Source organism: Roseateles sp. FW301-B2 (assembly GCF_058788955.1).
The window spans coordinates 24,555-46,475 of record NZ_JBYTBE010000040.1 but is presented as its reverse complement, the minus strand read 5'-3'; the positions used below and the strand labels follow the sequence as shown (position 1 = coordinate 46,475).

Below are 21,921 nucleotides of genomic sequence, written 5' to 3'. Positions count from 1 at the left end.
CACCCGAACCCCGCCCATGAAGCTACTCAGCCTGAACACCGGCCGCGCCAGCGCGATGGACATCGATGGCCGCAGCGTGCTCACCGGCATCCGCAAGACGCCGCGCGGCGGCGCCGTGGCGCTCGCCACCCTCGGCCTCGAGGGCGACGAGCAGGCCGACCCCAGCGTGCACGGCGGCCTGTCCAAGGCCGTCTACGCCTATCCCAGCGAGCATTACGAGTTCTGGCAGACGGTGCGCGCCCAGGCCCAGGTGGCGGCCTGGGGCCAGGTCTTGCCGCCCGGGTCGCTGGGCGAGAACCTCACCCTCAGCGGCCTGCTCGAGAAGGACGCCTTCATCGGCGACACCCTGCGCTTTGCCGGCGGCGTCGAGCTGCTGGTGAGCGAGCCGCGCTTCCCCTGCTTCAAGTTCAACGCCGTGATGGGCTTCAACAAGGCCGCCAAGCTGATGGCGCAAAGCCTCTGGTGCGGCTTCTATCTGGCGGTGAAGATCCCCGGCGAACTGGCCGCCGGCGAGACTTTCGAGCTGCTGCCGGGGCCGCGCGAGTTATCCATCCCCGAGCTGTTCCGCGCCAGGATGAAGGGCTAATCGCGCAAGGCTTCGATGTCGGCGATGCGCCTGGGCACCTGGCCGGTCAGCAGCTCCGGGCCGGCGGCAGTGACCAGCACATCGTCCTCGATGCGCACGCCGATGTGCCAGTAGCGCTCGGGGATGTCGGCGGCCGGGCTGATGTAGATGCCCGGCTCGGCCGTCAGCACCATGCCGGCCTGGGCCGGGCGCCATGCGCCGTCGGGCAGGTGGTAGCGGCCGGCGTCGTGCGTGTCCAGGCCCAGGTAATGGCCGGTGCCGCACATCAGAAAGCGCAGATAGGCCTTGCTCTCCAGCACGCCCTCCAGGCTGCCCTGCAGCAGGCCCAGGTCCAGCAGGCCCTGGCTGACGCCGCGCACATGGGTCTGGTGCAGGCGCTCCAGCGATTCACCCACGCGCAGCGTGGCGATGCCCGCATCGAGCGCGCCCAGCACGATCTCGTAGAGTTCGCGCTGCAGGCCGCTGAAGCGCCGCCCTATCGGCAGGGTCCGCGTAATGTCGGCGTTATAGCCCTGGAAGTCGCAGCCGGCATCGATCAGCAGCAGCTCGCCATCGTTGAGCCGCATCTTGTTCTCGACGTAATGCAGGATGCAGGCATTAGCGCCCCCGGCCACGATGGGGTTGTAGGCCGGCCCGCGCGCGCCGCGGCGCCGGTACTCATGCAGGAGCTCGGCCTCCACCTCGTACTCGTACTGGCCCGGCCGGGCAAAGCGCATCGCGCGCGTCATCGCCGCGCCGGAGATCTGTGCGGCCTCGTGCATGAGGGCGATCTCGGCCTCGTCCTTGATCACGCGCATCTCGTGCAGCAGCGCGCGCGGGTCGTGCAGGGTGATGGGGAAGACACTGCCCTGGCGGATCGCGCGCGCACCGCGCAGGGTATTGAGCGCGGCAAAGATGCGCTGGTCGCGGCCCGCATCCACGCCGAAGGGATAGTGCAGGCTGCGCTGGCCCTTCAGCAGCTCGGGCAGGCGCTGCTCCAGCTCGGCGATCGGGTAGGCCTCATCCAGGCCCAGAGCCGCGGCCGCGGCGGCGGGCCCCAGGCGGCGGCCATTCCATTGCTCCAGCGCCGCATCGCGCGGCCGGCAGAACAGGATGCTGCGCGGCGCGGCGCCACCGGTCAGCAGCAGCAGCGACTCGGGCTCTTCGAAGCCGCTGAGGTAGTAGAAATCACTGTCGGGCCGCCAGGCCTCGTAGCCATAGCGCCAGCCGTGATAGCGGCTGGCATCGTCCTCACGTTGCGGCAGATGGCTGTTGGGCAGCAGCAGCGCGGCATCGCCGATCGCGGCGAACACGCGCGCGCGCCGCGCCGCCAGGGCTTGAAGCTGGTTCACAAGCAGGCTTTCGATATAAATATATCTAAAGCATACTTGAAATCGACTCAGGCGGCCAGGCTCGGATAGTCGGTATAGCCATGGGCGTCGCCGCCGTACAGCGTGGCGCGGTCCAGCGGCTGCAGCGGCGCGTTCAGGCGCAGGCGGCGCACCAGGTCCGGGTTGGAGATGAAGTCGCGGCCAAAGGACACCAGGTCCGCCTGGCCCTCGGCCACGGCCTTCAGGGCCATCTCGCGGTTGTAGCCGTTGTTGACCAACCAGGGGCCGCCGAAACGCTCGCGCATGGCCCGGTAGTCGAAGGCGGCGATGTCGCGCGCGCCGCCGGTCTGGCCCTCGATGATGTGCAGGAAGGCAAGCTTCAGCGGCGCCAGCTGCTCGGCCACATGGTTGAACAAGGCCTGCGGATCGCTGTCCTGTCCGGCGTCGTTGACCGGCGTCACCGGGCTCAGGCGCAGGCCCGTGCGGCCGGCACCGATGGCCTGGACGATCGCCGTCATCACCTCCACCGTCAGGCGCGCGCGATTCGCGATGCTGCCGCCGTAGGCATCCTGGCGGTCGTTGATGCTGTCGCGCATGAACTGGTCGAGCAGATAGCCGTTCGCGCCATGCACCTCCACCGCATCGAAGCCCGCCTCCATGGCGCAGCGCGCGCCATGCACAAAGGCCGCGATGATGGCGGGCACCTCGTCGGCCCCGAGCGCGCGCGGTGCCGAGATCGGCACAAAGCCCTCGGCGGTGAAGGTCTTGCCATGCGCTGGGCGCGCGGTGGACGAGACCGGCGCGCGGCCCTCTGGCTGGAACACCACATGCGAGATGCGGCCCACATGCCAGAGCTGGGCGGCGATCTTGCCGCCCGCGGCATGCACCGCATCGGTGACCTTGCGCCAGGCGGCGATCTGCGCGGGCGTGTGGATGCCGGGGGTGTCCAGATAGCCCTGGCCCTCGGGCGCCACCTGGGTGCCCTCGCTGATGATCAGGCCGGCGCTGGCGCGCTGGCGGTAGTACTCCACCGCCAGCTCACCGGGCAGCAGGCCCTTGGAGCGGCTGCGCGTCAGCGGCGCCATGACGATGCGGTTGGCAAGGGCGAGGTCGCCGATCTGGATGGGGTCGAACAAGCTGGGCATGGCGGAGTCAGGGCGGGCTGAGGAATCGGACAGACAGGCAATGTATCCAGGTCAGCTGCTGAGCGCGGGCGGCGTCGGCAGAAGGCGAGCGCTAGACTGCGCCGCATTGCTCACCCCTGCAGTCGCTCATGAACTGTGCTAACTCGCACCGCCGGGCCTTCTTCGGCCAGCTGCTGGCCGTTGGCAGCGGCTGGCATGTGCGACCCGCCACTGCGGCCGGCCACGGCGCGCCACAGGCGCGACAGATTCTGCGCGTAGGCCCCGGCCGGGATGTGAAATCGCTGGCGGAAGCCGCCCGTCTGGCAGGTGATGGCTGCCTCGTCGAGGTGGATGCCGGGGATTACCTGGCCGACGTCGCCTACTGGCCGCAAAGCCAGCTGCAGCTGCGCGCCGTGGGCGGGCGTGTACGCCTACGCGCGGCTGGTGCCGCCGTGCGCGGCAAGGGCATCTTTGTGGTGGCGGGTGAGCAGGTCTTGATCGAAGGCTTCGACTTCCACGATGCCCAGGTCCCCGACCTCAACGGTGCCGGTGTGCGCATGGACAGCGGCAGCCTCTTGATCAGGGATTGCGTGTTCGCCGGCAATGAAACGGGGGTGCTCACCAACAACGTGCCCGACAGCCGTCTCGAGCTGCAGAACTGCGAGTTCGGCCACATCCTCCGCCGCGACGGCCAGAACCACAACGTCTATGTCGGCCAGATTGCGTCCTTGCGCGTGCAAGGCTGCTATTTCCACCATGCCCAGATCGGCCAGCTGCTGAAGAGTCGCGCGGCGCGCAACGAAGTGCTCTACAACCGCATCACCGATGAAAGCGGCGGTGCGGCCAGCTACGAACTGGAGTTTCCCAACGGCGGCGTGGCCGTGGTGCTGGGCAACCTCATCCAACAGGGCGCGCAGACAGAGAACGCGCACATCATCAGCTATGGCGTGGAAGGCTATCGCTGGCCCGTCAACGAGTTGCACCTGGTCCACAACACGGTGATCGACCAGCGCCGGTTCGGCGGCACCTATTTGCGCGTCAGCCCGAGCCGGCCTCCCTTGCAAGCACCCACGGTGCAGCTGTTCAACAACCTGTTTGCCGGCAATTCACGCATGCCAAGTCGGGATGGCTGGACGATGCGCGGCAACCATGTGGTGGACCTGGAAGAGTTTCGGCAGCCCGCGGATCACGGCTATCGCCTGCGGCCCGAGTCCACCCTGCGTGGGCGGGCCATGCCCTTGCCTGAAACAGCGGAACCGGACCTGACGCCGCGCCGGCAGTACGAACATCCCCGCCACAGCGTCGCCCTGAGCGGCCCGGCGCGCGATCCCGGCGCCCTCCAGCAGGGCTGAGGCGCTACAGTCCGCACATGCTTGCTTACCGACACGCCTTCCACGCCGGCAACCATGCCGACGTTCTCAAACACCTGGTACTCACGCAGGTGCTGCGCTACATGGGCGAAAAGGAAAAGCCTTACACCCTGGTGGACACCCACGCCGGTGCCGGCGGCTATTCGATCGAGGGCCGCTACGCCCAGAAGAAGGGCGAATACAGCAGCGGCGTGGCGCGCCTCTACGACGCCAAGGACCTGCCGGCGCCGCTGGCCAACTACGTGGACCTGGTGCGCCAGTTCAACACCGATGGCCAGCTGCGCCAGTACCCCGGCTCGCCCGCCATCGCCAATCTGCTGATGCGCGAGCAGGACCGGCTGCGCTGCTACGAGCTCCACCCCACCGATTTCCGCATCCTCGACACCTATCTCTCCACCCGGCCCAACACCCAGGTGAGCGACAAGGACGGCTTTGCCTCGCTGAAGGGCGAGCTGCCGCCGCCCTCGCGCCGCGGCGTGGTGCTGATGGACCCGCCCTACGAGATCAAGACCGATTACGCCAAGGTGCTGGCCGCCCTGCGCGAGGGCTTGCAGCGCTTCCCGGACTGCGTCTTCATGATCTGGTATCCGCAGCTGGCGCTGCTGGAATCCACCCAGCTGGCGCAGCGCCTCAAGGCGTCGGCCGACGCCGCGGCCAAGAAGGGCTGGCTGCATGTGCGCCTGACCGTGGACCAGCCCGACGAGCGCGGCTTCGGCATGCTGGGCAGCGGCATGTTCATCGCCAACCCGCCCTTCACCCTGCACGACGATCTGCAGGCCTGCCTGCCCTATCTGGTGGAGAAGCTGGGCCAGTACGACGGCGCCAACTTCGTGCTGGAGCAGCGCGCGGTTTGATCAATAGGCCAGCGTGAAGCGCTGCTGCAGGTGCTTGGGCGCCTCCAGCTCGTCGACGATGGCCAGCGCCAGGTCGGCGACCGAGATGTGCGAATGGCCCTCGGCGTCGGCCAGCAACTCGTCCCGGCCCAGGCGGTAGCTGCCGCGGCGCTCGCCCGGCTCCAGATGCGCCGGCGGCGAGACAAAGCTCCAGTCCAGTTCATTCTCTGCACGGATGCGGTTCAGCGCCTCGCGCGCCGCCAGCGCGCCGGGCTTCCACTGCGCGGGGAACTCCGCCGTGTCCACCAGCTGCACCCCCGCTGCCACGAACAGGCTGCCGGCGCCGCCCACCACGATCAGGCGCTTCACGCCGGCCTGCTTGAGCCCGGCGTTGATGGCGGCCGAGCCGCGCAAGAATTCTTCGTACAGATTCGGGTTGGTCCAGCCGGCGTTGTAGGCGCTCACCACCGCGTCCACGCCGCGCACCGCGGCGGCCACCGAATCGGGCTGCAGCACATCGGCCTGGCGTGCCTCCACGCCGGCCTGCGGCGCCCATTTGGATGGCTCGCGCAACAAGGCCACCACCTGGTGTCCTCGGGCGAGCAATTCCTTCAACACGACCGAGCCGACGAAACCGGTGGCACCAATCAGAGCGATCTTCATAAGAGTCCTGTGTCTGCCCTGGCCGGTGGGCCGGTGGGCGCTTGTTGCGATGCCTGAACTTTACGGACTTCACAATCACCGCATAAGTCCTCAAAATCACCATCCATTGTTTAGATCATCTACATGCTCGACCAACTCAAGCGCATGGCGGTGCTGGCCACGGTGGTGGACCAGGGCAGCTTTGTGGCCGCCGCCAAGCGCCTCAAGACCACCACCTCGGCGGTGAGCCAGCAGGTGCGCGCGCTCGAGCGCGACATGGGTGTGACGCTCTTGCACCGCTCCACCCGCAAACTCAGCCTCACGCCCGCGGGGGCGCGCTTCCACGCGGGCTGCGCCGCCATGCTGGCGGCCGCCCAGGGGGCACAGGCCCAGCTGCTGCAGCTGCGCGATGCCCCCGAGGGCGAGCTGCGCATCGCCTGCCCGGTGGGTTTTGCGCGCCAGCTCGGGCCGGCCCTGGCGCCGCTGCTGGCCGCCCACACCGGCCTCAGCCTGCATCTGGAGGTGGAGGATGGCTTCACCGACCTGGTGGCCCAGCGCATCGACCTCGCCATCCGCTTCGGCCGCCTGCCCGACAGCAGCTGGGTGGCGCAGCGCATCGGCGCACAGGCCCTGTCCCTCTTTGCCGCCCCGGCCTATCTGGCCCGCCAGGGTGTGCCGGCCAATGTTTCCGACCTCACCCGGCACGACTGGCTGGCCCTGCGCCCCGGCACCGACAGCGTCCACACCCTCCATCTGCAGCAGGGCCAGGAAGCGCCGCAGACCCTGCGCATCAGCCCGCGCGCCAGTAGCAACAACCAGCTCAGCCTGCAGCAGCTCTGCGAAGCCGGCCTGGGCCTGGCCATGCTGGGCCATGACGATGTGCGCGAGGCCAGCCTGGCGGGCCGCCTGCTGCCTCTCATGCCCGGCTTGCAGCTGCCGCCCCTGCCCATCTACGCCCTCACCCCGCAACGCGATGCCCAGCCCGCCAAGGTGCGCTACGCGATCCAGGCCCTGCAACAACATCTCGCCTCCGCATGAACCAGCACGACGCACTCAAGAACGGCCCCCTCACCGGCCTGAAGGTCCTCGAACTCGGCCAGCTCATCGCCGGCCCCTTTGCCGGCAAGACCCTGGGCGATTTCGGCGCCGAGGTCATCAAGGTGGAGCCACCCGCGAGCTCTGACTCACCCGGGGGCGACCCGCTGCGCCAGTGGCGCATGCTGCACGAGGGTGAAAGCGTCTGGTGGCAGGTGCAGAGCCGCAACAAGCAGAGCATCACCCTGGATCTGCGCGAGCCGGCCGACCGCGCCATCGCGCGCCGCCTGGCCGCCGAGGCCGATGTGCTGATCGAGAACTTCCGCCCCGGCCTGATGGAGGAATGGGGGCTGGACTACGCAGGCCTGAGCGCCGCCAACCCGCGCCTGATCATGCTGCGCATCAGCGGCTATGGCCAGACCGGCCCCTACCGCGACCTGCCCGGCTTTGCCGTGGTGGCAGAGGCCATGGGCGGCCTGCGCCATCTGATGGGCGAACCCGGCCGGCCCCCGGTGCGCGCCGGCGTCAGCCTGGGCGACACGCTGGCGGCCCTGCACGGCGTGATCGGCGTGCTGCTGGCGCTGCAGGCGCGCGCCAGCACCGGCCGCGGCCAGGAGATCGACGTGGCGCTCTACGAAGCGGTGTTCAACTGCATGGAGTCGCTGCTGCCCGAGTACAGCGCCTTCGGTGCGGTGCGCCAGCCCGCCGGCTCGGCCCTGCCGGGCATCGCGCCCAGCAACGCCTACCGCTGCGCCGACGGCCAGGTGGTGATCGGCGGCAACGGCGATTCGATCTACAAGCGCCTGATGACGGCGATCGGCCGGGAGGACCTGGGGCAAGACCCGACCCTCGCCGGCAACGCCGGCCGCGCCGCGCGCGTCGACGAGCTCGACGCCGCCATCACCGCCTGGACCGTGCAGCGCCCGGTGGCCGAGGTGGTGGCGCTGCTGCAGGCCGCGCGCGTGCCGGTGGGCCGCATCTACACGGCCAGGGACATTGCCGAAGACCCGCACTACCGCGCGCGCCGCATGATCGAAACCATCACCACCGCCGGCGGCCTGCGCCTGGACGTGCCCGGCATCTGCCCCAAGCTCAGCGACACCCCCGGGTCGATACGCAGCCTGGCGCCCGCCCTGGGTGAGCACAATGCGCAACTGCGCGACCCGCTGCGCTAATCCCATGCCTCCCAGCCCTGCCGCCCTCGCCCGCATCCTGCCCTTCGCCGCCTTCATGGCCCTGCTGGGCCTGCGGGGCATGTTGCCCGAGCTGCCCGGCCTCGATGCGCGCTGGATCTACAGCCTCAACCTGCTCATCGTCGGCGGCCTGCTGGCCTGGTACTGGCGCGAGTACGGCGAGCTCTACCGCCAGAACCTGCCCACGGCGCGCGAGGCCGGCTTCAGCGCCGCCATCGGCCTGGTGGTGTTTGCGCTCTGGATCGAGCTGGACGCGCCCTGGATGCAGCTCACCAGCCCCACCGCCAGCTTCTTCCCGGTGGACGCCGGCGGTGCGCTGATCTGGCCCCTGGTGCTGGTGCGCTGGCTGGGCGCGGCCCTGCTGGTGCCGGTGATGGAAGAGCTGTTCTGGCGCAGCTGGCTGATGCGCTGGCTGGAAAGCCCGCAGTTCGAGGCGGTGGCGCCGCAGCGCGTCGGGCTCAAGGCCATCGCCCTCTCCACCTTCGTCTTCATGCTGGCCCACACCCTCTGGCTGGCCGCCATCATCGCCGGCCTCGCCTATGCCCTGCTCTACATCCGCACCGGCAAGCTCTGGTGCGCGGTGCTGGCGCATGCGGTCACGAACGGCGCACTGGGAATCTGGGTGGTGCAGACGCGGCAGTGGCAGTTCTGGTAGGCGCGCGCTGCAGATGGCGGAAATGCTCGAACAGCCACGCACGCATGCCCATCACCAGGCTGTAGGCGCGCTTCTCGGCCTCGGGCAGCCGCTGATCCAGCAGATGCTGACGCGCGAAGTCCTCGGCCACGCGCTGCAGCCGCTCCTTCAATTCGCGCGCCGCGCCATGGCCCAGCTGGCCATGCACCAGCATCAGCAGCTCGGCCTCGCCGTCGAAGCCGCCTGAGAAGAAATCCCCCATCACCTGCTCGCGGAAGAAGTTCATCACCGGCCCTTGCGGGCGCCAGCGGAAGGTCTTGGCCACCTGCAGCTTGTAGCGGTTCAGGGGCTTGAGCTCGATGATGCCCAGGCGGTCCAGCTGGGCCAGGTAGCGCGTCAGCTCGGCCTCGCTGACGCGGTAGCTGGCCAGGATCTGCTCGGCGCTCCACTGGCTCAGGCAGCAGATCGCCGTCAGCAGCAGCTTGGCATCGGCCACCACCGCGCGCTCCTGCGCCAGCGTGAGCTCGCGGCGCTGCGGCTGGCGCTGCGCCAGGCGGGCCGCGAGTTCGGCAAAGTCGGTCTTCAGCACGCGGCAGACCTCATCCACGCGCGACAGCGGCATCTCGCCGCCGGCCGCGAACATGCGCTTGACGCTGGACTCCGACAGCTTCAGCTCCACGGCCAGCGCGGCATAGCTGATGCCCGCCTGCTTGAGTTCGGCCTTGATGAGATCGACGAGGGCGGAAGAGGTACTCATGCCGGCACGGTAGCGCATCTTGCTACCGCCGGGCGCGGCCCGCGACACCGGCGCAGGCCGACGCAGACATCGCACCGCGCCAGGAACAGCATCCGCCCCATGCAAAGACGACACCTGCTCTGTTGTGGCGCCGCGGCGGCGGCCGGGCTGTTCAGCGCGCTCACCAGCCCACCGGCCCGGGCCATGCTCGCCAACCCCTGCCACGGTGCGCCCGGCCCCGACGCGCGCGCCCTGCTGCAGCGCTGCTGGCAAGACCTGGCCCCCGACCAGCTGTGGGACGTGCACACGCATCTGCTCGGCACCGGCGATGCAGGCTCGGGCTGCCGCATCAACGCGCAGATGACGCAGTGGTGGCACCCGGTGGAGAGCCTGCGCCGCCGCGTCATCATGAACGGCGCTTGCGTGCCGTCCGATGCCCCCAGCGTGGACCGCGCCTATGTGCAACGCCTGCAGCAGCTCACCCAGGGCTTCCCGGCCGGCGCACGCTGGCTGCTCTATGCCTTCGACGAAGCCATCGACGCGCAGGGCCAGGCGCGCCCGGCATGGACCACCTTCCATGTGCCCAACCGCTACGCTGCCGAGGTCGCCCAGGCCCTGCCCGAGCGCTTTGCCTGGGTGGCCTCCATCCACCCCTACCGGCCCGATGCGCTGGCGCAGCTGGAGGGCGCGATCGCGGCCGGCGCCGTGGCGCTGAAATGGCTGCCCAGCAGCATGAACATCGATCTGCGCGACGCCCGCCTGGTGCCCTTCTACGCCCGCCTGGCCGCCGCGCGCCTGCCCCTGATCGTGCATTGCGGCGAGGAGAAGGCCGTGCCGGGCGCGGGGCGCGAGGACCTGGGCAACCCGCTGCTGGTGCGCGCGCCCCTGGCCGCCGGCGTGCGCGTGATCGTCGCGCATTGCGCCTCGCTGGGCCAGGCGCTGGACCTGGATCTGGCCAGGCCGCGCCTGGTGCCAGCCTTCGAGCTGTTCGCACGCCTGCTGGACGAGCCGGCCTGGCAGGGCCTGCTGTTGGGCGATGTGTCGGCGCTGTTCCAGTTCAACCGCCGACCCGAGGTCTGGCAACAGATCCTGCTGCGGCAGGACTGGCACGCGCGTCTGCTGCACGGCTCCGACTATCCGCTGCCCGGCGTCGGGCCGCTGTACCGGCTGGGCAACCTGGTGCGCGCCGGGCTGCTGCAGGCCGACGACGCCGAGGCGCTGGAGACATTGCGCGCCCACAACCCTTTGCTGTTCGACCTGGCGCTCAAACGCTGCGTGCAGTGGCGGGGTCAGGGCTTGCTGCCCGCGGTGTTTGCCACGCGGCGGCATTTCGAGGCCGTCGGGACCGAGAACAATTACCGAGGCCGGGCGCTCCCAATGGCCCGATGATCGCGCCATTCAAAACAAAGGGAGGATGAAAGCCATGCACCAACAGTTCAACAAGGTCCGCCGCGACACCAATGCCTGGCGTTATCAGGTCTGGATCTCCTTCGGCATCAGCTTGTCGCTCTGCGCCATCGGCCTGGCCTGGCTGCCCGGCAACGACCTCGACCGTGCCTTCATGGTGATGGGTTATGTGTTCTGCCTCTCCACCGCCTTTGCGCTCGCCAAGTTCGTGCGCGACAACCAGGAGCGCGTGGTCGACACGCCGATGTGGCAGCTGGTGGTCTGGGGCGGTTTCGTCCTGGCCATGTCGCTGACCGGCTGGGGCCTCTGGCGCATGGAGATACAACCGGTCTGGAAGGCCTATCTGCTGGTGTGCTGGCTTTACCTGATCTCGAATGTGTTCACCCTCGCCAAGATGTTGCGCGATGCCCATGAGGCCGACCTGCAAGAGGCGCGCCAGCAGGGCCGCCGCGAAGCCAGCCGCGAATTGCCCGACGCCGCTTGAGGACCGAAACGCCATGACGAAACATCTGCTGCAAGCCAGCCTGCTGTGCCTCGCCCTGCTGGGCCAGGCCCGGGCGCAATCCACCACCGCCTCCGAGGCGAGCGCGCTCTCGATGCTGCCGGTGGCGGTCTCGGTGGCGGCGCCGGCGCTGCTGCTGTCGGCCGGCGCGATGCTGACGGTGGTGGCGGTGGAGGCCAGCGCCAGCGGTACCGTCTGGGTGCTGCAGCGCGCCTCCGATGGCGCGCGCCTGAGCGTGCGCTTTGCCAGCCAGGCGCTGGCCGGCACGGCGCTGGCGGTGGGCACGGTGGTGACGGTGGCGGTCATCAGCACCGGCACCCTGCTCTCGGCCGCCGGCGAGGCCATCGCCTTCATCCCGAACGAGATCGGGGCCTCGCTGCTCTACAACGAGAAGCTGACGCGATGAGACGCTGGCCGATGCTGCTGGTGCTGCTGGCCGCGGGCGCCGCCCAGGCCGGCCGGCCCTGCGAGGACAAGCCGCTCAGGCCCGAGCAGGTCGAGCGCGGCATGGGCCTGGCCCTGACCACCGCGCGCCAACTCGATGCCAGCGGCGCCGAGGTGGTGCTGCTGGCGCGCGCCGGGCAGGACCTCGGCAAATACGGCCTGCAATGGTCGCACCTGGGCTTCGCCTACCGCGATGGCAGCGGCGGTGATCGAACAAGGCCGGTGTGGCGGGTGCTGCACAAGCTCAACCAGTGCGGCACGGCGCGCAGCGATCTGTATCGCCAGGGCCTGGGCGAGTTCTTCATGGACCGGCCGTACCGCTACGAGGCCGCCTTCGTGGTGCTCACGCCGGCGCTGCAGCAGGCCCTGTTGCCCCTGCTGCACGACAACGCCCAGCTGCCGCGCCTGCACGAGCCGCGCTACAACATGGTGGCCTATCCCTGGGGCGGCGGCTATCAGCAAAGCAACCAATGGGCGCTGGAAACCCTGGCGCTGGCGGCCGATGCGCAGAACCGCTCGCGCGCGCTGGCGCAGGGCTGGCTGAAGGCCCGGGGCTACCAGCCCAGCGACCTGCGCCTGTCCACCGCCACGCGCCTGGGTGCGCGCATCGGCATGGCCAATGTCACATTCGACGATCATCCTTCGGCGCGGCGCTTCGCCGGCCATATCGAAACCGTCACGGTCGATTCCGTCTTCGCCTGGCTGCCCCGTGCGGGCCTGGGCGGCGCCATGCAAGAAGTGAAAGAACAGTGAAAGTCCACCCATGAGCTCACCAGGTCACCCCAACCAGTTCGCCCTGCTCGCGCAGCGCCGCTTCGCGCCTTTCTTCTGGACCCAGTTCCTCGGCGCCGGCAACGACAACCTGTTCAAGTTTGCCTTCACCGTGATGGTGACCTACCAGCTGCAGGTGAGCTGGCTGCCGCCGGCCCAGGCGGGGCTGGCGATCGGCGCGCTCTTCATCCTGCCCTTCGTGCTGTTCTCGGCCACCAGCGGCCAGCTCGCCGACAAGCTCGACAAGACACTGCTGATGCGCTGGGTCAAGAACCTCGAGATCGCCATCATGGCGCTGGCCGGCTGGGGCTTCATGCAAGCCAAGGTGCCGGTGCTGCTGGCCTGCGTGTTCCTGATGGGCCTGCACTCCACCCTGTTCGGGCCGGTGAAATTCGCCTACCTGCCGCAGCAGCTGAACGAGCGCGAACTCACCGGCGGCAATGGCATGGTGGAGATGGGCACCTTCGTGGCCATCCTGCTGGGCAATGTGGCCGGCGGGCTGCTGATCGCCACGCCGCAGGTGGGCGCCAGCCATGTGGCGATGGCCGCGCTGGGCGTGGCCCTGCTGGGCCGGCTGACGGCGCAGGCGATTCCGCTCACCCCCGCCACCGACCCCGGCTTGCAGATCAACTGGAACCCGGTCTCGGAGACCTGGCGCAATCTCAAGCTGGCGCATGAGCAGCTGGCGGTGTTCCGCTCGCTGCTGGGCATTTCGTGGATGTGGTTCTTCGGCGCGGTCTTCCTGGCCAACTTCCCGGCCTTTGCCAAGGAGGTGCTGCATGGCAACGAGCAGGTGGCCTCGCTGCTGCTGGTGGTGTTCTCGATCGGCATCGGCGTCGGCTCGCTGCTGTGCGAGGTGCTGTCCAAGCGCCATGTGGAGATCGGCCTGGTGCCGCTGGGCGCGATCGGCATGAGCGTGTTCGCGATCGATCTCTATGTCGCCGCGCATGCGCTGCCGCCGGTGACGCAGCAGCTCGGCCTGGGCGAGTTCCTGGCCCAGCATGCGCATTGGCGCGTGCTCGCCGACCTGTGCCTGCTGGCGCTGTTCGCCGGCCTCTACAGCGTGCCCATGTATGCGCTGATCCAGCTGCGCGCGCAGCCCACGCACCGCGCCCGCATCATTGCCGCCAACAACATCCTCAACGCCCTGTTCATGATCGCCAGCTCGGTGCTGGCCGGCGCGCTGCTGGGCGCGGGGCTCTCCATCCCCGAGATCTTCCTGGCGGTGGGCCTGGCCAATGCGGTGGTGGCGGCCTACATCTTCCTGGTGGTGCCCGAGTACCTGCTGCGCTTCATCGCCTTCATGCTCTCGCGCCTGGTGTACCGCTACCGCCTGCGCGGTGACGAGCACATCCCCACCAGCGGCCCGGCCCTGCTGGTCTGCAACCATGTCAGCTTCATCGATGCGGTGCTCTTGATGGCCGCCAGCCCGCGCCCGATCCGCTTCATCATGGACCACCGCATCTTCGCCACGCCGGTGCTGGGCTGGCTGTTCCGCCTGGCCAAGTGCATCCCGATCGCGCCGCAGAAGGACGACCCCGCCACCTACGAGGCCGCCTTCGCGCAGGCGCGCGCGGTGCTGGCCGATGGCGAGTTGTTGGGCATCTTCCCCGAGGGCGGCATCACCCGCGACGGCAGCTTGCAGCCCTTCAAGGGCGGTGTGATGAAGATCGTCGAGGGCCTCCCGGATGTGCCGGTCGTGCCGCTGGCGCTGCAGAACCTCTGGGGCTCCTTCTTCTCGCGCGTGGAGCGTGGCGAGGCCATGGTCAAGCCCTTCCGCCGCGGCCTGTTCAGCCGCGTCGGGCTGGTGGCGGGCGCGCCGCTGGCGGCGGCCGAGGTCAGCCCGGAGCGCCTGCGCAGCGAGGTCAGCGCGCTGCTGGCCAGCTAAACGCCAAGCTCAGGCCCAGCTCAGGCCTGTTGCGAGAACATCTGCCGCCACGCGCGCAGGCGCCGCCGCAGCAGGCAGCGCAGCGCGCGCGCCTGGCGCCACAGCAGGCTGCTGCGCACCCAGGCCAGCAGGCCTTCCTTCCAGGCCGTCCAGCGCGCATACAGGCGCGCAAACCAGCCCAGCCGCATCAGCGCCGGCTGGCTCAGCATGAAGATCCGCGCCAGCACGGCCGTGCCCACCAGCTTGGCGATCAGGATCACCGCCAGGCCCAGCAGGGCGCGGCCCTGGGCGATCAGCCACAGCGCCAGCAGCTTGACGGGCAAGAGCAGCAGGGCCGGCGCCAGCAGCAGGGCCAGCGCCGCATAGGGCGGCAGGCGCCGGATGCCGGCCTCCAGCTGGCGCAGCAGCGGCAGGCGGCCCAGCCAGGCCATGGCGCGCTGCAAGGGCGTCCAACCCCATTCCTCGAACAGGATGATCAGCGCCAGCAGCAGCCGCGCCAGCCAGCGCAGGGGAGCCATGAGCTTCTTCAGCATGAGGCCATCATGGCCCTAAGTGGATGCCCTGCCAAAGGGCACGGCCGGCACGCCTAGAGTCCGCGCGCGCGGTCCGCCGCAAACTGCAGGCGGAAGGCCTCGAAGGTCCCCGCGTCCAGCGCCTCGCGCACCTCTTGCATCAGGTTGAGGTAGTAGTGCAGGTTGTGGATGCTGGTGAGCATGGGGCCCAGCATCTCGCCGCAGCGGTCCAGGTGGTGCAGATAGGCGCGGCTGAAGGTCTTGCAGGTATAGCAGGCGCAGGTCTCGTCCACCGGGCGCGCATCGGTCTTGTAGCGCGCATTGCGCAGGCGCAGATCGCCGAAGCGGGTGAACAGGTGGCCGTTGCGCGCATTGCGCGTGGGCATCACGCAATCGAACATGTCGATACCCTGGCTCACGCCCTCCACCAGATCCTCCGGCGTGCCCACGCCCATCAAGTAGCGCGGCTTGTGGCTGGGGAGCTGCTGGCCGATATGGGCCAGCACGCGCTGCATATCGTCCTTGGGCTCGCCCACGCTGAGGCCGCCGATGGCGTAGCCCGGCAGGTCCAGCGCGGCCAGGCCGGCCAGCGATTCATCGCGCAGCTTTTCGAACATGCCGCCCTGCACGATGCCGAACAGGGCGTTGGGGTTCTGCAGGCGCGCGAACTCGTCCTGGCAGCGCTTGGCCCAGCGCAAGCTCATCTCCATCGACTTGCGCGCTTCCAGCTCGGTGGTGATGTGGCCCTTGGTCTCGTAGGGCGTGCACTCGTCGAACTGCATCACGATGTCGGAGTTCAGCACCGTCTGGATCTGCATGCTGATCTCGGGCGTGAGGAAGAGCTTGTCGCCATTCACCGGCGAGGCGAACTTGACGCCCTCTTCCGAGATCTTGCGCATCTCGCCGAGCGACCAGACCTGGAAGCCGCCGCTGTCGGTGAGGATGGGCTTGTTCCAGCTCTCGAACTGATGCAGGCCGCCGAACTGCTTCATGATGTCCAGGCCCGGCCGCATCCAGAGGTGGAAGGTATTGCCCAGGATGATCTGCGCGCCCATCTCCTCCAGCGAGCGCGGCATCACCCCCTTCACCGTGCCGTAGGTACCCACGGGCATGAAGATGGGCGTCTGCACGACGCCATGGTTGAGGGTGAGCGTGCCACGGCGTGCGCGGCCCTCGGTCTTGAGGAGTTCGAACTTCAGCATGATGGGGCGATTGTCGCAGGGGACAATCGCGCCACCATGCCCTTCAGCCTTGCCGCCCCCGTCCACAGCGAAGTCGTGATCAAGAAGAGCCGCTTTATCGGCTGCGTGGAGGCCTGCGCGGATCGGGCGGCCGCGCTGCGCCGGGTCCAGGAACTTCGTGAACAGCACGTCAGTGCTGTTCACGTCTGCTGGGCCCTGATGGCGGGCGGGCAATCGGCCGCCAACGACGACGGCGAACCCGGCGGCACCGCCGGCCGGCCCATGCTGGAGGTGCTGCGCCACCAGGATCTGGAGGGCGTGCTGGCCACCGTGGTGCGCTACTGGGGCGGCAGCAAGCTGGGGGCCGGCGGCCTGGTGCGCGCCTATACCGATGCGGTGGCCCAGGCCCTCTTGAAGGCGGAGAAGGTGCCGCTGCTGCGCCTCGCCCAGCTGCGCTGCACCGTGCCCTATGCGCTGGAGGGGCTGCTGCGCCGCGAGATCGAGCTGGCCCAGGCGCAGCTGCTGGAGGTCCAGCATGGCGCCCAGGTGGAGTTCCACCTGGCCCTGGCCGAGCCGGCCGCGGCCGGCTTCGTGGCCCGGCTCAACGAGAGCGGTCAGGGTCGGGTGGGCTGGTTGCGGACAGAGCCCTAAGTTTCTCGGGGTTGCGCACGATGTAGACCGCGCCCAGGCGCCCGGGCTGGGCCGCCGGCGCCAGCGCCACCGCCTGCACCGGCGTGCCGTCGGCCTGGAACACCAGATAACCCGCCAGGCCATTGATCTGCGCCAGGCGCACGCGGAACTGGCTCAGGTCCAGATGCTTGCCAAAGCCCACCAGGGCCTTGGCGATGCGTGCGCCGCCGTGCAGCGGCCGCGGCACCGCGTTCACGATGCCACCGCCATCGGTGAGCAGCACCGCGTCGTCGGCCAGCACCTGGGCCAGCGCCTCCACGTCGCCGCGCATGAGGGCCCCGGCAAAGGCGGCCAGCAGGCGCTGCCGCTCCTCCTCCTGCACCTCCACGCGCGCATAGCCGGCCTTCACATGGGCGCGCGCGCGGCTGGCCAGCTGGCGGCAGGCGGCGGGGCTGCGCTGCAGGCGCGTGGCCAGCTCGTCGAAATCCAGCTCGAACACATCGTGCAGCAGGAAGGCGGCGCGCTCCAGCGGCGTGAGCCGCTCCAGCGCCAGCATGAAGGCCATCGAGACATCCTGGGCCCATTCGCTGCGCGCCTCCGGCCCGGGCGACCAGGCCTCGACCTCGTCCACCAGCGGCTCGGGCAGCCAGGTGCCCACATAGAGCTCGCGCCGCCTGCTGGCGGACTGCAGCTTGTCCAGGCAGAGATTGGTGACCAGGCGCGAGAGAAAGGCACCCGCATGCAAGACCTGACCCTCATCGACCTCGGCCCAGCGCAGCCAGGCTTCTTGCACGATGTCCTCGGCCTCGGCGCGCGAGCCCAGCATGCGGTAGGCCAGCGCGCGCAGGCTGCGCGCGTGCGTGCGGTCAAAGCGCAGCGCGCGTGCCGCCGGGCTCAGGTCCAGGCCCTCGTCCATCAAGCCTGCTCCAGCCCGATCAGGATGCGCGCGTGGGCGGGGCCAGGCCCTAGGCCCTGGGCCCTGCAGGCGGCTTGATGGAGGGTGGTGACGTTCATTCCGTGGCTCCCCGCTCTGCGTTCATCGACGTTCTTCATGGTGCTTGGCTACACCCCCGACCTGATCCGGCTGCGCCCGAGGATCCGGCTTCGCCGGGCCTGCGGGCGCGCCCCCTTGAGGGGGCCGGCGAAGCCGGTAGGGGGTGGTTCAATTCAATCCAGCCTTGTCCAGGCCATAGGCCGCATCGTAGGCGCCCGGCGCGGTGCGGAAGGCGATGCTGGCGCGGTTCCAGCCATTGATGGCCATCACCCGGTAGGTGAGGTCGGCCAGCTCAGGCTCGGAGAACTGCGCGCGTGCCAGCGCATAGAGCTCGTCGGGCACGCCCTCGGGCGCCAGGCGGGTGAGCGCCTCGGTCCAGGCCAGGGCGGCGCGCTCGCGGGCGCTGAACAGGGCCGACTCGCGCCAGATCGCCAGATGGTGCAGGCGCAGCTCGCGCTCGCCGTGCAGCTTGGCCTCCTTGACATGCATGTCGAGGCAGAAGGCGCAACCGTTCAGCTGCGAGGCGCGGATGTCGACGAGATGGGACAGCACCGGGTCGAGGCTGCTGTCCTGGATGGCAAGGCTGAAGTCCAGGAACTTCTTGAACAGGGTGGGGGATTGCTGCGTGTGGTTGAGGCGTGGGCTCATGATGTCTGGCTCGCGTGGAGATCGTGATGGAAGGGTTGACGGGGGGATGATTGGCTCCCTCCTACCTCACAAGACGACACAGCCGGCAGGCTTGTGACATCGGGCCACGCCTCAGGGCACCATGCGCTCCAGCAGCATCGCGTCCCCGTAGCTGAAGAAGCGGTAGCCCTGCGCGATCGCGTGGCGGTACAGCGCCATCACCTGCTCGTAGCCGGCAAAGGCGCTCACCAGCATCATCAGCGTGCTCTTGGGCAGGTGGAAGTTGGTGAGCAGGCGATCGACCACGCGGAACTCGAAGCCCGGGGTAATGAAGATGGCGGTCTCGCGCGCGCCGGCCTGCAGCGTGCCGCCCTGGGCGGCGGACTCGAGCGCACGCAGCGTGGTCGTGCCCACGGCCACCACCTTGCCGCCGCGCGCCCGCGTGGCGGCGATCGCCGCCACCGTCTCGGCCGGCACCTCGAACCACTCGCTGTGCATCTTGTGATCGCTCAGGCGCTCCACGCGCACCGGCTGGAAGGTGCCGGCGCCCACATGCAGGGTCACATGGGCCGTGCCGATGCCGCGCTCGGCCAAGGCGGCCAGCACGCCTTCGTCGAAATGCAGGGCCGCGGTGGGCGCCGCCACCGCGCCGGGCTCGCGCGCGAACACGGTCTGGTAGCGCCGCACATCGTCGGCCTCGTCGGCATGCTCGATATAGGGCGGCAGCGGCACATGGCCATGCTGCTCCAGCAGGGCAAAGGGGTCGCTGGGGAAGCGCAGGTGGAACATGCCGCCGTCCGGCCCACAGCGGCCCAGCACCTCGGCATCGAAGGCCTCGTTGAAGCGCACGACACTGCCGGGCTTGGGGCTCTTGCTGGCGCGCAGATGGGCCCAGACTTCGAGGGTGCCGGGCAGCACGCGCTCGATCAGCGCCTCGACCGAGCCACCGGTCTGCTTGGCGCCATAGAGCCGCGCCTTGATGACCTTGGTGTTGTTGAACACCAGCAGGTCGCCGGGATTCAGCAGGCCGGGCAGTTCACGGAACACCCGGTCCACCGGGTGATCCGCACGCCCGTCGAGCAGACGCGAGGCGCTGCGCTCGGGGGCGGGGTGCTGGGCAATCAGTTCGGGCGGGAGCGCGAAGTCGAAGTCGCTCACGTTGAAGGGGGGACGGGACATGGTGTTGAGGGCCGGACGGACCCGTGCCAAGCAGGGGCAGCGATTGTCCCATGCCCGCCGCCGCTACTTGCCGCCGGTGCCCGTGGCCAGCACGGTTCCCATCGTGCCGGTGATCCAGCCCAGGCGTGCGTCGGCAAAGCGTACCGAACCCAGCAGCTGGCGCGTGCCGCTGCGCTGCGCGACCCAGCTCTTGCCGCCGTCGCGCGTTGCCAGCACCGTGCCTCGCGCGCCCACGATCCAGCCCTGCTGCGCGTCGATGAAGAAGATGTCGCGCAGCGCGGGCAGGTCCGTCGACAGGCTCAGCTTGCGCCATTGGCGCCCACCATCGTCGGACTTGAGCACCACGCCGGCATCGCCCACGGCCCAGAGTGTCTGGGCATCGCTGGCTACCAACTGGTGCAGGCGCTCGGGGGTGCCGCTGCTGCGCCGGGTCCAGGTCTTGCCTGCGTCCAGGCTTTCGGCCAGCAGGCCGCCCTCGCCCAGCGCCCACCAATGCAGGGCGTCCAGCTGACGCAGCGCCTGCGTGCCCGCGGGCACGGCCAGCGCGGACCAGCTGGCTCCGCCGTCCTGCGTCGCCACAAAGCGCGGCCGCAGCGGCGCCGCCATGGCCCAGCCCAGTTGGGAGTCGGCAAACTCGACACGAACCCAGTCGCTGCTCGCGCTCAGCATCTGGGCCCAGCTGGCGCCACCGTCGGCGCTGCGCTGCAGCTTGCCATCGCCGGCAATCATCCAGACCACGGCAGTGGACAGCATCTGCAGCTGCACCGTGCCGGCCGTCAGATCACTGCGCCTGAGCTGCCAGGTCCTGCCGCCGTCACCAGTGGCCCAGAGCTCGCCACCTGCGCTCAGGCGCAGGCCATGCTGGGCGTCCGCAAAGGAAAGCGCCGGCGCGGCTTCGCTGCGATCGCTCGCGCTGCCGGCCAGGCGTTGCCAGCTTTGCGCACCGTCGCTGCTGAGGAAGAACTGGCCGTCGTTGTCGCGCAGCAGATAGCGCTGCGGGCCCAGCGACTGCAGCTCCAGCCAGGCCACCTTGCGCCCGGGTGGATGCTGGGCCGCCTGCCAGCTCACGCCCCAGTCCGGGCTCAGCCAGACCTCGCCAAAACGTCTGAACAGCAAACCCTGACCCTGCAGGGCCAGCAGATCCTCGCCGTACTTGCAGCAGGAGATCTCATCGCGCATGGCAGCCCAGCGGGCGCCGCTATCGCGGCTGATGTAAGGCGTGCCGTTGTGGCTCGCGATCATCACATCGTCGCTGGCGCTGAAGCGCTCGAACTTGAGCCATTCCCACAGCCAAGCCGGCGAGACGATGCCGCTGGGCACGATCTTCTGCCAGCTCTGGCCGCCGTCGCGGCTGCGCCAGAGCATGTTCTTGCGCATCCAGCCCTGGTTGATGTCGTAACGCTCGCCCACCGCGTTGACGAGGATCTGCTGCTCGTCCAGCACCAGCAGCTGTGCCGCGTACTGGAACATATAGTCCTCGTGCGCCAGCGTCAGCACCAGTTCGGGCTGGCGGCCCAGCGACCGCGCGCGATAGACCCGGCCATGCTCCTCGGTCCAGACCGTGCCTGCCGGCCCCACGGCGTCGGGGCGGCGCTCGACGCGTTGCCAGTCGACGCCGGCGTTCTCGCTGACCCAGAAGCTGTAGCGATCCAGCAGCAGCAGACGCTGCGCATCCAGCGCGCGCAGCACCAGCTGCGGGTTCTCCTGCGGCAGGGGCGCGGCACGGCGCTGCCAGCTGCTGCCACCGTCGGCCGTCCACAACAGGGTGCCCGGCTGGCCCAGTACAAAGCCCTGCTGCGTGTCGAGAAACTGCAGGGCATAGAGATCGGCATCCACGCCGCTCGGCTGCCGTGCCCAGCTCAGCCCACCGTCCACGCTCTTGAAAATATCGCCCGCGTCGCCCACGCGCCAGGCCGTCTGGGCGTCGACGAACTGGATCGCCTGCGCGGCATTGCCGCCCGCTTGCCAACACCAGGCGCTCGAGCCCGGGCCGCTGCAATCGAGCCCCAGCACCGGCGCCTGATGCTGGACCGATACCGGCCAGCTGGCCTCGCGGCTCTCGCCGTACTCATTGCTGACGCGCAGGCGCACCACATAGTCGCCGGCACGGCCGAATCGGTAACTGGGCTTGGGCGCCTGGCTGACGCCGCCATCGCCGAAACTCCAGGCAAAGCTCAAGCCGGCCAGTTCGGCCGCCGTGCTGCCAAATTGGGCCGGCGCGGCCACATCGGCCGTCGCGGCCGCCTGGATCTGCAGCGTGGCGGGCAAGGGCGTGGGGCCGCCAGATTCGCCACCACAGGCCGCCAGGGCCAGCAGGGCACCG

At 69.3% G+C, this 21,921-nt stretch carries 22 protein-coding genes; 12 read left to right on the top strand and 10 right to left on the bottom strand.

Going from position 1 to position 21,921, the window contains the following annotated elements; translation table 11 throughout:
* On the top strand, positions 1-586 hold a 586-nt coding region (locus AC3WQY_RS21270; protein ID WP_492710562.1), incomplete at its 5' end, for an MOSC domain-containing protein.
* On the opposite strand, the gene AC3WQY_RS21265 is transcribed toward AC3WQY_RS21270, so the two are convergent.
* Both AC3WQY_RS21265 and AC3WQY_RS21260 read right to left on the bottom strand, forming a co-directional pair.
* On the bottom strand, positions 583-1,917 hold the full coding sequence (locus AC3WQY_RS21265) for an aminopeptidase P N-terminal domain-containing protein (protein ID WP_492710561.1): 1,335 nt from the start codon (positions 1,915-1,917) through the stop codon (positions 583-585). The genes AC3WQY_RS21270 and AC3WQY_RS21265 overlap by 4 nt on opposite strands.
* A gap of 47 nt (positions 1,918-1,964) precedes the next feature.
* Complete coding sequence (locus tag AC3WQY_RS21260; protein WP_492710559.1) at positions 1,965-3,041, bottom strand: alkene reductase; 1,077 nt, start codon at positions 3,039-3,041, stop codon at positions 1,965-1,967.
* Positions 3,042-3,169: 128 nt separating this feature from the next.
* Here AC3WQY_RS21260 and AC3WQY_RS21255 point away from each other — a divergent pair, with 128 nt between their 5' ends.
* Positions 3,170-4,372, top strand: coding sequence for a right-handed parallel beta-helix repeat-containing protein (locus AC3WQY_RS21255; RefSeq protein ID WP_492710557.1), 1,203 nt, complete (start codon positions 3,170-3,172; stop codon positions 4,370-4,372).
* 17 nt (positions 4,373-4,389) lie between these two features.
* Positions 4,390-5,244: a 23S rRNA (adenine(2030)-N(6))-methyltransferase RlmJ gene (locus AC3WQY_RS21250; RefSeq protein WP_492710555.1), complete on the top strand. Its 855-nt coding sequence runs from the start codon at positions 4,390-4,392 to the stop codon at positions 5,242-5,244.
* Here the strand turns inward: AC3WQY_RS21250 and AC3WQY_RS21245 are convergent, their stop codons facing one another.
* The gene (locus tag AC3WQY_RS21245) at positions 5,245-5,886 is read right to left on the bottom strand and encodes an NAD(P)-dependent oxidoreductase (protein ID WP_492710553.1); all 642 of its coding nucleotides are present in this window, start codon (positions 5,884-5,886) and stop codon (positions 5,245-5,247) included.
* Positions 5,887-6,009: 123 nt separating this feature from the next.
* Between AC3WQY_RS21245 and AC3WQY_RS21240 the strand changes: the two genes are divergently transcribed.
* The 3 genes from AC3WQY_RS21240 to AC3WQY_RS21230 are packed head-to-tail and all read left to right on the top strand — an operon-like array spanning position 6,010 to position 8,748.
* Complete coding sequence (locus AC3WQY_RS21240; RefSeq protein WP_492710551.1) at positions 6,010-6,903, top strand: LysR family transcriptional regulator; 894 nt, start codon at positions 6,010-6,012, stop codon at positions 6,901-6,903.
* Positions 6,900-8,075 (top strand): CaiB/BaiF CoA transferase family protein, encoded by a 1,176-nt coding sequence (locus tag AC3WQY_RS21235; RefSeq protein WP_285234641.1) that lies wholly within the window; start codon positions 6,900-6,902, stop codon positions 8,073-8,075. Before AC3WQY_RS21240 ends, AC3WQY_RS21235 begins: the two co-directional genes overlap by 4 nt.
* Positions 8,076-8,079: 4 nt before the next feature.
* Complete coding sequence (locus AC3WQY_RS21230; protein WP_492710548.1) at positions 8,080-8,748, top strand: CAAX prenyl protease-related protein; 669 nt, start codon at positions 8,080-8,082, stop codon at positions 8,746-8,748.
* On the opposite strand, the gene AC3WQY_RS21225 is transcribed toward AC3WQY_RS21230, so the two are convergent.
* Positions 8,690-9,484, bottom strand: a complete 795-nt coding sequence (locus AC3WQY_RS21225) for a helix-turn-helix domain-containing protein (protein ID WP_492710547.1) — start codon at positions 9,482-9,484, stop codon at positions 8,690-8,692. The two genes, AC3WQY_RS21230 and AC3WQY_RS21225, sit on opposite strands and share 59 nt — an antisense overlap.
* 99 nt (positions 9,485-9,583) lie before the next feature.
* Between AC3WQY_RS21225 and AC3WQY_RS21220 the strand changes: the two genes are divergently transcribed.
* From AC3WQY_RS21220 to AC3WQY_RS21200, 5 genes are read left to right on the top strand one after another with little or no spacing between them, the layout of a single operon-like run.
* Positions 9,584-10,852 carry an amidohydrolase family protein gene (locus AC3WQY_RS21220; protein ID WP_492710545.1) on the top strand — a complete coding sequence of 423 codons (1,269 nt, stop codon included), beginning with the start codon at positions 9,584-9,586 and terminating at the stop codon, positions 10,850-10,852.
* A 34-nt stretch (positions 10,853-10,886) separates the two neighbouring features.
* A complete protein-coding gene (locus tag AC3WQY_RS21215) occupies positions 10,887-11,354 on the top strand; it encodes a YiaA/YiaB family inner membrane protein (RefSeq protein WP_492710543.1) in 468 nt (155 codons plus the stop codon).
* A 13-nt stretch (positions 11,355-11,367) separates the two neighbouring features.
* Positions 11,368-11,778, top strand: a complete 411-nt coding sequence (locus AC3WQY_RS21210) for a hypothetical protein (protein ID WP_492710542.1) — start codon at positions 11,368-11,370, stop codon at positions 11,776-11,778.
* Positions 11,775-12,569 (top strand): DUF2145 domain-containing protein, encoded by a 795-nt coding sequence (locus tag AC3WQY_RS21205; protein WP_492710541.1) that lies wholly within the window; start codon positions 11,775-11,777, stop codon positions 12,567-12,569. The genes AC3WQY_RS21210 and AC3WQY_RS21205 overlap by 4 nt, the downstream gene beginning before the upstream one ends.
* Before the next feature lie 10 nt (positions 12,570-12,579).
* Positions 12,580-14,475 (top strand): MFS transporter, encoded by a 1,896-nt coding sequence (locus AC3WQY_RS21200; protein WP_492710539.1) that lies wholly within the window; start codon positions 12,580-12,582, stop codon positions 14,473-14,475.
* 20 nt (positions 14,476-14,495) lie between these two features.
* On the opposite strand, the gene AC3WQY_RS21195 is transcribed toward AC3WQY_RS21200, so the two are convergent.
* Positions 14,496-15,008: a hypothetical protein gene (locus AC3WQY_RS21195; protein WP_492710537.1), complete on the bottom strand. Its 513-nt coding sequence runs from the start codon at positions 15,006-15,008 to the stop codon at positions 14,496-14,498.
* A 53-nt stretch (positions 15,009-15,061) separates the two neighbouring features.
* Positions 15,062-16,189, bottom strand: a complete 1,128-nt coding sequence (gene tgt / locus AC3WQY_RS21190) for a tRNA guanosine(34) transglycosylase Tgt (protein WP_492710536.1) — start codon at positions 16,187-16,189, stop codon at positions 15,062-15,064.
* 36 nt (positions 16,190-16,225) lie between these two features.
* On the opposite strand from tgt, the gene AC3WQY_RS21185 reads away from it, so the two are divergent.
* The gene (locus tag AC3WQY_RS21185; RefSeq protein ID WP_492710534.1) at positions 16,226-16,819 is read left to right on the top strand and encodes an IMPACT family protein; all 594 of its coding nucleotides are present in this window, start codon (positions 16,226-16,228) and stop codon (positions 16,817-16,819) included.
* On the opposite strand, the gene sigJ is transcribed toward AC3WQY_RS21185, so the two are convergent.
* The 4 genes from sigJ to AC3WQY_RS21165 form a co-directional block, all read right to left on the bottom strand.
* Positions 16,770-17,714, bottom strand: coding sequence for an RNA polymerase sigma factor SigJ (gene sigJ, locus AC3WQY_RS21180; RefSeq protein ID WP_492710532.1), 945 nt, complete (start codon positions 17,712-17,714; stop codon positions 16,770-16,772). The genes AC3WQY_RS21185 and sigJ overlap by 50 nt on opposite strands.
* Before the next feature lie 246 nt (positions 17,715-17,960).
* On the bottom strand, positions 17,961-18,440 hold the full coding sequence (locus AC3WQY_RS21175) for a carboxymuconolactone decarboxylase family protein (RefSeq protein ID WP_492710531.1): 480 nt from the start codon (positions 18,438-18,440) through the stop codon (positions 17,961-17,963).
* Positions 18,441-18,551: 111 nt separating this feature from the next.
* Positions 18,552-19,598, bottom strand: a complete 1,047-nt coding sequence (gene queA, locus AC3WQY_RS21170; protein ID WP_492710530.1) for a tRNA preQ1(34) S-adenosylmethionine ribosyltransferase-isomerase QueA — start codon at positions 19,596-19,598, stop codon at positions 18,552-18,554.
* A gap of 63 nt (positions 19,599-19,661) precedes the next feature.
* On the bottom strand, positions 19,662-21,866 hold the full coding sequence (locus tag AC3WQY_RS21165) for a YCF48-related protein (RefSeq protein WP_492710529.1): 2,205 nt from the start codon (positions 21,864-21,866) through the stop codon (positions 19,662-19,664).
* Positions 21,867-21,921 lie beyond the last annotated feature (55 nt).